Genomic DNA, 12,028 nt, shown 5'->3' on the forward strand with positions numbered 1-12,028 from the left:
TGAATCGTTCTTCTGCGAAAGGCGCCCCAGCGACGGCGGTGATCCGTTGTCGGGGTTTACCACGCATCGCAGTATACCTGCGCCGACTTTCGGACTGCCTCGGGCGTTTGTACTAGACGCCCCGACGCCCGGACAAGACTTCGGCAGGAGCTTCGACGAACCCCACCGAAGGCGCAGTCGTTTTCGTCACTTTGACGAGAACAGACACCCCTCCGTCTAGGCACAACGCCCTAGGGAAAATTCTGATGCCTTTCGGCCTCTTTTTTTCATGAAAAAGATGAGAGCAAAGCACGCCCCCCTGCGGCCCGAAGTCGCATCATGAAAGATTCGCAGGAACCAAGCCCTCATCACCACACCGAGATCTGCGTCGCACCCGTATCTCTTCATGAGCTGATCTGAATGGTTGGCGATGCACCTGCTCCTTATTTTTCATCATAGATGGGTGATGAACGGTTTGTCATCATGTCCATTTTTTTTGCTCAAAAGCGACAGACCGCAGGCTTTCACGGGAAAGCGCTGCGGCCTCGGAGTCCTCGAAGGACGGAAAAAAGGGCGAAAAAAAAGAGACCCAGCGAATACCGAGTCTCTTCTTCTCAAAGCTTCCGGATGAAAGCAAGACGATTCAGTGCAAACCGTCCGTCCGGACATGCTTCGAATTAGGCACCCTTGACCTGGTTGACGAGGGAGGCGAAGCCTTCCTTGTCGAAGATGGCCATGTCGGAAAGGACCTTGCGGTCGAGACCGATGCCGGCCTTCTTGAGGCCGTTCATGAACACGGAGTAGGTCATGCCGTTGGCGCGAGCGCCGGCATTGATACGGGCGATCCACAGACGGCGGAACGTACCCTTCTTGTCACGGCGGTCACGATAGGCATACTGACCGGCGCGCATGACAGCCTGCTTGGCAACACGGTAGACGTTGTTGCGGCGGAGGCTGAAGCCCTTGGAAAGGGCGAAAACTTTCTTATGACGGGCACGAGCCGTCACACCACGCTTAACTCGGGGCATCTTCTATATCTCCTTTAATTAGGCGTAAGGCAACATGCGACGCACGGAAGCGATATCGGATTCATGGATATCGACCATGCCGCGGAGCTGGCGCTTGTTCTTCGTCGTACGCTTCGTAAGGATATGACGCTTCGTAGCGTGGGCACGCTTGATCGAGCCACTGGCGCGCGGCTTGAAACGCTTGGCGGCAGCGCGCTTAGTCTTCATCTTCGGCATTTGCCGTTACCTCTTTATTTGATGAACCACAGGCGCCCCATCCAGACGACGGGAACTTTCTCAAGCCCGAGGCTCACTTGTTATCCAAAAAACGGACCGACTTGCGGTCCGTTTTTTGGGAAAGACAGAATTCTACCTCAATTTTGAGGCAGTGTGTGAAAAAATCACTTTTTCTTTTTAGGAGCCAGCACCATGATCATCTGGCGGCCTTCGAGCTTGGGCTGATGTTCAACCTGAGCCACTTCGGCGAGCTCCGTGCGGATGCGGTCCATCAGCTCCATGCCGAACTGCTGGTGAGCCATTTCACGGCCGCGGTAGCGCAGCGTGACCTTGGCCTTGTCGCCGTCATTGAGGAATCGCACCAGGGAGCGGAGCTTCGTTTGGAAGTCGTTTTCGTCCGTCACCGGGCGGAACTTCACTTCCTTGACCTGAATCACCTTCTGCTTGGCCTTGGCTTCCTGAGCCTTCTTCTGTTCCTGATAACGGAACTTGCCGTAGTCCATCAGGCGGCAGACCGGCGGCTGGGCGTTCGGCGCGATCTCAACGAGGTCAACGTCGGCGTCCTCAGCCATGCGCAGGGCTTCCGCAGTGCGGACAATGCCGATCTGGGCGCCATCGACGCCGGTCAGTCGGACCTCAGGAACTCGGATCTCACCGTTGATCCGATGCTTGCGATCTTGTGCTATGACAATCTCCTAAATCGTTAGTTTTGCGGTTAGTGCGCAAAGGGCGAGCGGGCTTCGTCCTCCTGCTTGATCATCGCGATGAAGTCATCGAGCTTGATCGAGCCGAGGTCCTTGCCACCGCGGGCGCGAACCGCCACGCAACCGGCCTGCTTTTCCTTCTCGCCCACGACGAGAATGTACGGAATCTTCTGCAGGCTCAATTCGCGGATTTTATAGTTAATCTTTTCGCTGCGCAAATCAGACTGCACGCGGATGCGGGCAGCGTGAAGCTTGGCGGCGACTTCGTCGGCGTAGTCCTTCTGGGCGTCCGTGATGCAGGCGACCGCGCACTGGACCGGGGCGAGCCAGGTCGGGAAGGCGCCGGCGTATTCTTCGATCAGCATGCCGATCCAGCGTTCGAGAGAACCGAGGATGGCGCGGTGAAGCATGACGGGAACCTTGCGCGAGTTGTCTTCGGCGACGTACTCGGCGCCGAGGCGGCCCGGCATCTGGAAGTCCACCTGGATGGTGCCGCACTGCCAAGAGCGACCGAGGCAGTCCTTAAGATGATATTCGATCTTGGGACCGTAGAAGGCGCCTTCACCCTCAAGAACTTCATACTTGATGCCGAGAGCGTCAAGACTCTGCATCAGGGCATGCTCGGCCTTGTCCCAGACGGCGTCCTCACCGATGCGCATTTCGGGGCGCGTGGCGACCTTGTAGGCGATCTCGGTGAAGCCGAAGTCCTGGTAGACGTCCTTGACGAGCTTCGTGAAGGCTTCGCATTCGGCGAGAATCTGGTCTTCCGTGCAGAAGATGTGGCCGTCGTCCTGGGTGAAGCCGCGAACACGCATCATGCCATGGAGCGAGCCGGAGGGTTCGTTGCGGTGGCACTGGCCGAATTCGCCGAGGCGGAACGGCAGATCACGGTAGCTACGCAGCGCGCAGTTGAAGATCTGGATGTGGCCCGGGCAGTTCATCGGCTTGAGGGCGTAGTAGCGGTTCTCGGACTCGGTCGTGAACATGTTGTCACGATACTTGGCCCAGTGACCGGAACGTTCCCAGAGCGAGCGGTCGAGAAGCTGCGGAGCCTTGACTTCGCCGTAGCCGTTGTCCTGGTAGATGCGGCGCATGTACTGCTCGATCACCTGCCAGAGGGCCCATCCCTTCGGATGCCAGAAGATCATGCCCGGGGCCTCGTCCTGGAGGTGGAAGAGGTCGAGCTCGCGGCCGAGGCGACGGTGGTCGCGCTTTTCGGCTTCCTCAAGCATCGTCAGATAGGCCTTGAGGTCGTCCTTCGTGGCCCAGGCGGTGCCGTAAATGCGCTGGAGCATCTCGTTCTTGGAGTCGCCGCGCCAGTAGGCGCCGGCAACCTTCATCAGACGGTGCACCTTGAGCGCGCCCGTGGACGGCACATGGGGGCCGCGGCAGAGGTCGGTGAAGTCGCCCTGACGGTAGAGCGAGATCGTTTCACCCTGCGGGATGGCTTCAATGAGTTCGGCCTTGTACTTTTCGCCGAGATCCGTGAAGAACTTCACGGCTTCGTCGCGGGACATCTCGATGCGTTCGATCTTGATGTTGCGCTTGACGATCTCGTCCATGCGCTCCTCGATGGCCTTGAGGTCCTCGGGGGTGAACGGACGGCTGTAGGAGAAGTCGTAGTAGAAGCCGTTTTCAATGGCCGGCCCGATCGTGACCTGGGCTTCCGGGTAAAGCTCCTTCACGGCCTGCGCCATCAGATGGGCGGTCGAGTGACGGATGATTTCAACACCTTCGGCGTCGCGGCCCGTGATGATGGCGACCTGAGCGTCCTTGTCGATCACATGGGAGAGGTCGACGAGCTTGCCGTCGACGCGGCCGGCGAGAGCGGCCTTGGCCAGACCGGCACCGATGTCGGCGGCGACATCGGCAACGGTGACGGCGGCGGCGAATTCGCGCTTGGAGCCGTCCGGAAGGGTAATTGCAACCATTTTTAACCTCGTTTTCTACAGGCGAAAAAAAAGTGCGGACATGAGCCGCACTTCTTTGCCTTGGACATTTTGTTGGACAACGTTTCGCTCACGCCCTCAATTTTTTCAAAGAGAGGGTGTTGTTGTGCGAAAAGTCTGCGAAGAACACATCGTTCAACAAAATCCCAAATAAAATTCTGGTAGGCACGATTGGATTCGAACCAACGACCCCCACCATGTCAAGGTGATGCTCTAACCAACTGAGCTACGTGCCTGTCAAGGTTTTTATTATGCCTGAGATTTTGCGCATTTGCAAACTCTTGCATTCGCGGTCCTTGAACCGCTTCACACGGACGTCGCAGGAAGAAGTTCCTGGTAGGCACGATTGGATTCGAACCAACGACCCCCACCATGTCAAGGTGATGCTCTAACCAACTGAGCTACGTGCCTGCCGTGTGAGAACGAAATTATGCCTGAGATTTTTGAAAAAGCAAGACCGTCGAAAAATATTTTTTTTCGGCACTCTGCACACAAAAACCCGCAAACCACTGTAGCACAATGAAAAAAGGCGAGAAACCGAAGTTTCTCGCCTACCGTTTTTACGGTATTTTATTTGTAATCACACCTCAAGGGGTCTGCGAAATCAGCAGCGACGGGCCGACAGGACGCCCTTGAGCTCGCGAATGGCCGTGAGTGTGGACGTCAGGCTCGAGGCCGAGGGGATCTCGACCGTGAAGCGCATGCGGACGTCGGTCTTCACCTTCTGGGAATTCATACCCACGAGGTTCTGCTTGGCCTTCATGAAGATTTCCGAGATGTCCCTGATGAGGCCGGGACGGTCGGTCGCGACGACGAAGACCTCGGCGGGGAAGACGCCGTCGCCTCCCCTGCCCCAGCTCACTTCGATGAGGCGGCCGTGGTCCTGCTCGGACATGTTGCGGATGTTCGGGCAGTCGGCGCGGTGGATCGTCACGCCGCGGCCGCGGGTGACGTAGCCGACGATCTCGTCGGGCGGCACGGGATGGCAGCAGCGGGCGAGCTGCGTGAGAAGCGAATCGACGCCCACGACGAGCACGTCGCTCTTGCCCGTGTTGCGGGACTGGCGGATGAGGACCTCGTCGGGCTCGGGCGCGACGGGCTTGGGCTGCTGCACAGCGGTGGCGAGCGCCGTCTGCGTGATCTCCTCCTTGCCGTATGCAAGGCAGAGCTCGTCGACGCCCTCATAGCCGAGGCGCTTGGCGAGATCCTCGAGCTTGACCGCAGTCTTGCCGAGGCGCGCAAGCTCCTTGTCGATCTTCTCGCGGCCCTGGGCGGTGAGCTCCGCAGTCTGCTGGGCGTTGAACCACTGGCGGACCTTGTTGCGGGTGCGCGGACTGGCCGCAAAGCCCTTCTCGGCGGAGAGCCAGTCGCGGGACGGCTGTCCCACCTTGGCGGCGATGATCTCGACGGTCTGGCCCGTCTCGAGCTTGGTGTTGAGCGGCACGAGCACGCCGTCGACCTTTGCGCCCTTGGTGCGGTGGCCGAGCTGCGTGTGCACGGCATAGGCGAAGTCGACGGGCGTGCCCCCGCGGGGCAGCTCGACCACGCGGCCCTGCGGCGTGAGCGCATAGATGTGGTCGTCGAGCACGGCCTCGCCCTCGGGCTGGCCCTGGTTCTGCATGTCGCTGCCCCAGGCGAGCAGCTGGCGAAGCCAGGCGACGCGCTGCTCCTCGGCGCTCGTCGCGCCGTTGGAGTTGCCTGCCTCCTTGTAGCGCCAGTGCGCGGCCACGCCGAGCTCTGCGAACTCATGCATGGCGCGGGTGCGGATCTGGATCTCGAGCGGACGGCCCGCCTTGTCGGTCACGACCGTGTGAAGCGACTGGTAGCCGTTGGGCTTGGGCTTGGCGATGTAGTCGTCGTACTCCTTCGAAATCACGGGGAAGTTCTCGTGCACGATGGAGAGCACCTGGTAGCAGCGCTCGACCGTGTCGACAATGATGCGCACGGCGCGCACGTCGAAGAGCTGATCAAAGCGCAGGTGCTTGCGCTGCATCTTCTTCCAGATCGAATAGATGTGCTTCGGACGTCCCGAGACTTCGGCCTTGATGCCGTTCTCCTCAAGAAGTCCGCGGATGCGCAGCACGGCGCTCTGCATGAACTCGATGCGCTGCTCGCGCGATTCGTCGAGTTGCTGTGCGATCTCACGGTATTCGGACGGGCGCGTGAAACGCAGCGACAGGTCCTCGAGCTCCCACTTGAGCTGCCAGATGCCGAGGCGGTTGGCCAGCGGTGCGTAAAGGTCGAGCGTCTCGGTGCCGAACTTCTCGGCGCCCTCGCGCTTCGAGGCGGCGAACCAGCGCAGCGTTTGCAGGCGGCTCGCAAGCTTGAGAAGGACGACGCGCAGGTCCTTGCACATCGAAAGGAACATGCGGCGCATGGCCTCCACCTGATGACGCGTGTTCGCCTCCTCGTTTTCGGAACGGGCGCGGCGGGAAAGTTCGTTCACTTGTCCGAGCTCCTGCACGAGCCCGTTGACGGCGGGACCGAAGCTCTTTTCGATCCATTCGCCGGAATTCTGGATCACGGAAGGCACGCAGAAAAGATAGGCTGCGCTGATGAGTTCCGGATCGTCCCTGACCTCTCTGAGAATGCTTGCGATGCCGTCGGCATGCTGCATGACGTTCTCACCGGTCGGAAGGGTAAGGTCGCGATAGAGCGGCTCGACCATGCTGCGTGCAAGCGAGACGTCCACGACCAGGGCAGGCGTTTCCGACATTTCTGTTTTATCTCCTCCAGGCGCCTCCGCAGGCCTCTTTCCCAGCAGCGGAGGGCTTCAACAGTCATGCAGGCGGACGTCCCGCGGACTTCCCGCAGGGCGCACGCCTGCATCTTCCATTTTAGAGGATCATCTGTCGGATAGGCAGACCCGCGACGCCCGACGCCTTCCGACGACGGGCGCAGACCCCGCCTAGAACTGGTAGTCGAACGACACGCCGCCTGTCCACGAACGCGAGCCGTCGGGCCCAGTGGAGCCGCCGACATGCAGCCCCGCCACGCTGTCGCGCAGACGCACCTTGAGGGCGGCGTCGCCGAAGATCTCGCCTCGAGTCAGGTCGTCGTGCCCGACGCTTGAGGAGGTGCCTCCCGCGCTCACCGTCTGCCTGACCTCAAGGTCGCCCGCGCGCACGCGTCCCCCGAGCGTGACGTCGGCCTTGATCCAGGACGAGGACGCCGGACGGAAGAGCCTGTGCCAACCCGCCTGCAGCTGCAGCGTGCCCACCCACCTGCCCTCCTCCTCCACGTCCATGACACGCTCACCGTCAAAGGCGATCCCATATGTCGACTTAAGATAATTCGTCAGGGAGACGGCGCCCGTGAAGTTGACGTCCTTGTAGCCGCCCCAGTCGGGATAGAAGCTTCCCGCGACGCCCGCCGTCATGGCCCGGCGGGACGGATCGCCCGTGGTGAGCATGTCGCCCGTCGAGATGACGCGGACCTTGTCGTTGGCGCCCGAGAACATCCCGTAGCCCGTCACCGCAAACCTGTCGCTTGATTCGCCGTAGTAGACTGCCAGGGAAGCGATGTTCGACTCCTGACTGACGTCGAAGACATCGAAGGAGCTTCCGACGTCCGCGTCGGCATAGGAGACGACCAGCCCGCCTAATCTGGTGAGGTGCCTGAGATGCACCTCGAGGTCAAGCCCCGTCACGTCCCTCGACCACTCGGCGAATCCTCCTGTACTGCCATCGACGCTCTTGAAGCGCCCCCTGCTCGAGCCTGTTCTCGCGGACACCCTGACGGCCTGGTCGTCCTCGAAGGCGACTGCAGCCCTTGACGTGAGCTCGACGACGTTCTCCGCCGTCCTGATCATCTCCGTCGAAGTGCCCGCCCCCACCATCAGTTCGGTCATCCAGTTGATGGTCTTGCCGAATTCACTCGGGCTCTGCCTCCTGAGGAACTCCTTGCGCAGCGCCTTGGGCGCATCGGCCTTCATGGCTTCGACGCCCAGTGCGTTCACGACCTCCTCAAGTGGCCCCTCGTAGCGCCACTCCCGCTCAACGACCCTCCAACCGTCCTCCGTCTGCTCGAACTTCATCGAGCACACCTGCCCATCCTTGGTCAGAAAACCCTCGAGGTGCTCCACGCCCGTGACCTCCGATCCCGCGACCGCCTTAAAGACGAGGCGCTCTTCCACAGGCACTTCCTGCGCCTCGTCGTCCGCCTCAAACTCTTCAGGTTCGCGCAGGTCGTCCATGCCGTCCGTGATGATGAAGACGGCCCCCTTCTCAAAGACGGCCTTCGTCCCCTTGCCGAACGTGATCGCCCCCTTGTCCTCGGCGAGTCCCATGAACCACGACTTGTTGATCACGACGCCCGCCGACGGTCCCAGATGGAAGTTGGCATTCGTCTCTTCGGAGCCCTCGACGCCGAAGCTCATCTGCACATCTGGCGTGACGTGGAGATGCCCTGCAATGACAAGCACGTCCTGAGGGTTCCTGCCCACCGTTTCAAGCGCGGCGCGCCCGCCGTTTGCGAACGCATGCACAAGCTTCGCCCCCGCCTTGAACTGACCGTCCGAATAATCAGCCTGATTCTCGTCGGAAAGCAGACGAAATCCCCCCAGATCACCGAGGTCTTCGTCGGGATTTTCGTTGCCAGAACCGCCGTCCTGACCATCATCCTCAGGCAGGTTCGACGTGTCCATCACGATGGTCGTTGTGCCGCCCGAAGCCAGCACGTTCACGGGACCCTTGCCGGCGGGGAGGACCAGCGAGACGCCCGTGAGGGCGTTCGAGACGCCGAAGCCCTGAAGCCTGAAGGTCGTTTCCTGCTCGACACGAGGGGCGATCAGGACGTTGTTGAAGCCCGCCGTGATCGTTGCGGTCTTCACGCCCGTCACAAGAACGTCGCGCGTGTCCTCACCCGGAACGAAGACGGTATGCTCGAAGGGATCGAGCTCGATTTCCATGCTCTCCTGCGCCATTGCGGGGGCGCCAAGGGCAGCGGTGACGGCACCGGAAAGGAGTGAGAGGCGGACGGCGTTGAGGCCCAGAGAAGGGCCGATGGGGGTGCTGGCTTTCATGAGGGAGCATCCTTAAGGTTGCGTTGTCGGGCTTCGTTCCGCTCGTACGGACATATAGGAAAAACAAACGGCAAACCCCAAGGCTTCATTCCCGAAACGATTGTGGCACACGCGTTTCCATCATACACGCAGTATCAATACCACTTATCATATCGGTACTCATGCGAAACTCACCACATAGCGTATCGCACTCCCTGCACAATTTCCACCAAAACCAGTATTTACCCTCTCTTCTAGCAAAAAAAAGGCGCCGCCTCCAAAACAGGAGGACGGCGCCGTGAATGGTCGTCGCGACAGGCGGACGGAGCGTCCGCCGCGACCCGGACAGGTTCAGCCGATCAGTTCTTGAGGGAGTGGATCGGCGCGGGGATGCGGCCGCCGAGCTTCACGAAGCCCGTCGAGTCGCCGCCGGGCACGCGGATGATCGCAGCTTCGCCGAGCAGGCCGCCGAAGACGGCCTTTTCGCCGACGCCCTTGCCGGGCACGGGAATGATGCGCACGGCGGTGGTCTTGGAGTTGATCATGCCGATGGCCATTTCGTCGGCGATCATGCCGGAGATCGTGGCCGCGGACGTGTCGCCGGGGATGGCGATCATGTCGAGACCGACGGAGCAGACGCTCGTCATCGCCTCAAGCTTCTCCATCGTGAGGGCGCCGCTGCGGGCCGCGGCCTCGATGGCGCTGTCCTCGGAGACGGGGATGAAGGCGCCCGAAAGGCCGCCCACATGCGAGGAGGCGAAGACGCCGCCCTTCTTCACGGCGTCGTTGAGCATGGCCAGAATGGCCGTCGTGCCGGGAGCGCCGATCGAGGAGAGGCCCATCGTCTGGAAGATCTCGCCCACGCTGTCGCCCACGGCGGGCGTCGGCGCCAGGGAGAGGTCGGCCACGCCGAACGGCAGGTTCAGGCGCTGGGCGACCTCGTTGCCGATGATCTCGCCCACGCGGGTGACCTTGTAGGCCGTGTGCTTGATGACCTCGGCGGCATCCGTGATCGTGAGGTAGTCGCCCTTGGCCTCGAAGGCGCGGTCAAGCGCCTTCTTGACGACGCCTGGACCCGAGACGCCCACGTTGATCACGACGTCGGGCTCGCCCACGCCGAGGTAGGCGCCCGCCATGAACGGCACGTCCTGCGGAATATTGCAGAAGACGACGAGCTTGGCGCAGCCGATGGCGTCACGGTCGGCCGTGGCCGCGGCCACGTCGAGGATGCGCTCGCCCATGAGCTTCACGGCGTCCATGTTGATGCCGGCCTTGGTCGAGCCCACGTTGATCGAGGAACAGATGCGGTCCGTGGTGGCAAGGGCCTCGGGAAGCGCGTCGATGAGGTTGCGTTCTCCGGGCGTCATGCCCTTTTCAACGAGCGCACCGAAGCCGCCGATGAAGTCGACGCCCACGTCCTTGGCGCAGTCGTCGAGCACGCGGCACGCCTCGACCATCTGGTCGCGCGTGAAGCCCGCGCAGACGGTGGCCATCGGGCTCACCGAAATTCGCTTGTTGACGACGGGAATGCCGTAGCGGTCGCCGACGATGTCGCAGGTTTCAACGAGCTTCTCGGCGTTCCTGAGGATCTTGCTGCGGACCTTGTAGGCGAACGTGTCGAAGTCGGGGGCCGCGCAGTCGAAGAGCGAGATACCCATCGTGACGGTTCTGACATCGAGGTGTTCAGAACGAAGCATGGACAAAGTCGCAAGGACTTCAGAATCAGTCAACATGTTTTAGCTTTCCTTTCGTCTCAAACCACACGGACGCGGTGAATGGCTTCGAAGATGGCAGCGTGCTGCATGGAGAGCCTCAGCCCCATGCGCTTGGCGCGCTCGCCCATGATGCGGTGCAGGGAGCGGGTGTCGACCTGCTCGGGGATGACGACCTCGAAGACCTGAAGGCTCTGGTCGTCCTCGATGCGGAAGGCCTTGAGGCCCTCGACGTTGATGCGCTGTTCCGCGAAGATGCGGGCGAAGGTGGCGATGATGTCGTTGCGGTCGTGGCCCCAGATGCTGACGATGAAGGGCTCGCCTGCGGCGGCCTTGCCTTCGGCCGTCTCCACGTCGCGGATCGAAACCGTCAGATGAAATTTCTTCGCATCGTAGGCGGTCTGGATCTCCAGCCGGATGTTCTTGTTTTCAATGTCCTCGGGCTTGTTCACGAGGTACACGGCCGTGAACTGATCCCTGAGGGTCGTCTGAGTCATCTGCTCGATGTTGCAGCCGAGTCTTGTCAGCGTCTCCGCCGTCGCGGCCACGATACCGGGCTCGTCGAGCCCGATGATCGAGACGAGTATGTCCTTCGTTTTCATGAGCAATTCGCCTCCATTTTTGGGGTACTTAGCCCATCTTAACGAAGTTGGCGCAGCTTGAGCCGCTTAAACGCGGCTTGTGTGGTTTGGATTGACTGAAATAAGAGTTCATCCCTAGTGACGCCGCGAAGCCGGGCGGCAAGCGAGGCCGTCTGGGCGACGTCGGCGGGCTCCGACCTCAGGTCTCCGGAGTCCCTTCGGGCCGACGAGGGCATGTCGGGCGCATCGCTCTCGAGCACGAAGGCATCCGCAGGCACCTCGGCGAGATGCCGCCTGATCCTCAGGCTCCCCTCGTAGGTGGCGGCGCCGCCGAACCCGAGCTTGAGGCCGAGCGCAAGGAAGGCGTCCCGCTCGGCATCCGAGCCGTTGAACGCATGGACGACGCCCGTGACGCGGATGCGCCTCAGATGGTAGAGAAGCCTCGAGGCGCTCTTTCGCACGTGAATGGAGCACGGCAGGTCGAGGCGGGCCGCAATCCTGAGTTGCTCCCTGAAGAAGTGCTCCTGACGTGCGTCGATCGTCATGACGAGCCCCTCAAGTCCGATCTCGCCGATCCCGATGAAGTGCGGATCGGCCATCGATGCCTCGGCGAGCGCCGAGAGCCTCTCGAGGTCTTCCTCATGCGCCTTGGGAACGAGGAGCGGATGAATGCCGAGCATGTAGGCAAGCCCGTGCTCACGGGCGACACAGGCGGTCCTCTCCCAGTCGTCGGAGCCGCCCGCACACACCACCATGTCCGCAACGCCTGCAGCGCGGGCGCGCGCGACCACCTCCGCAAGATCGGCCTCGAAGGCCGGCGCCTGCAGATGGCAGTGCGTGTCGACGAGTCCCTGCAA

The 12,028-nt window shown here is 61.4% G+C and carries 9 protein-coding genes and 2 tRNA genes; all 11 read right to left on the bottom strand.

The genetic code is table 11. The annotated features are described in order from the left end of the window. Positions 1–656: 656 nt before the first annotated feature. Positions 657–1,007, bottom strand: a complete 351-nt coding sequence (gene rplT, locus HMPREF3036_RS10185; protein ID WP_005433574.1) for a 50S ribosomal protein L20 — start codon at positions 1,005–1,007, stop codon at positions 657–659. A gap of 18 nt (positions 1,008–1,025) precedes the next feature. Beyond that, a complete protein-coding gene (gene rpmI / locus HMPREF3036_RS10190) occupies positions 1,026–1,223 on the bottom strand; it encodes a 50S ribosomal protein L35 (RefSeq protein WP_005433578.1) in 198 nt (65 codons plus the stop codon). 164 nt (positions 1,224–1,387) lie between these two features. Continuing rightward, positions 1,388–1,909, bottom strand: coding sequence for a translation initiation factor IF-3 (gene infC / locus HMPREF3036_RS10195; RefSeq protein WP_081579406.1), 522 nt, complete (start codon positions 1,907–1,909; stop codon positions 1,388–1,390). A gap of 29 nt (positions 1,910–1,938) precedes the next feature. Next, positions 1,939–3,858, bottom strand: coding sequence for a threonine--tRNA ligase (gene thrS / locus HMPREF3036_RS10200; RefSeq protein ID WP_005433582.1), 1,920 nt, complete (start codon positions 3,856–3,858; stop codon positions 1,939–1,941). Positions 3,859–4,035: 177 nt separating this feature from the next. Beyond that, a tRNA-Val gene (locus tag HMPREF3036_RS10205) sits at positions 4,036–4,112 on the bottom strand. A 98-nt stretch (positions 4,113–4,210) separates the two neighbouring features. Continuing rightward, positions 4,211–4,287 (bottom strand) — tRNA-Val (locus tag HMPREF3036_RS10210). 193 nt (positions 4,288–4,480) lie between these two features. Continuing rightward, entirely contained in the window at positions 4,481–6,592 is a 2,112-nt protein-coding gene (locus HMPREF3036_RS10215; RefSeq protein WP_062334183.1) for a RelA/SpoT family protein, read from the bottom strand. A gap of 192 nt (positions 6,593–6,784) precedes the next feature. Next, positions 6,785–8,899 (bottom strand): hypothetical protein, encoded by a 2,115-nt coding sequence (locus HMPREF3036_RS10220; RefSeq protein WP_062334186.1) that lies wholly within the window; start codon positions 8,897–8,899, stop codon positions 6,785–6,787. 338 nt (positions 8,900–9,237) lie between these two features. Then, positions 9,238–10,611 (bottom strand): PFL family protein, encoded by a 1,374-nt coding sequence (locus tag HMPREF3036_RS10225; protein ID WP_005433588.1) that lies wholly within the window; start codon positions 10,609–10,611, stop codon positions 9,238–9,240. A 20-nt stretch (positions 10,612–10,631) separates the two neighbouring features. Further along, positions 10,632–11,192 (bottom strand): glycine cleavage system transcriptional repressor, encoded by a 561-nt coding sequence (locus HMPREF3036_RS10230; protein WP_005433590.1) that lies wholly within the window; start codon positions 11,190–11,192, stop codon positions 10,632–10,634. A gap of 38 nt (positions 11,193–11,230) precedes the next feature. Beyond that, the gene (locus HMPREF3036_RS10235) at positions 11,231–12,028 is read right to left on the bottom strand and encodes a TatD family hydrolase (protein WP_062334188.1); all 798 of its coding nucleotides are present in this window, start codon (positions 12,026–12,028) and stop codon (positions 11,231–11,233) included.

The sequence above is a fragment of the Sutterella sp. KLE1602 genome (assembly GCF_001578585.1).
GTDB classification, from domain to species: domain Bacteria; phylum Pseudomonadota; class Gammaproteobacteria; order Burkholderiales; family Burkholderiaceae_F; genus Sutterella; species Sutterella wadsworthensis_A.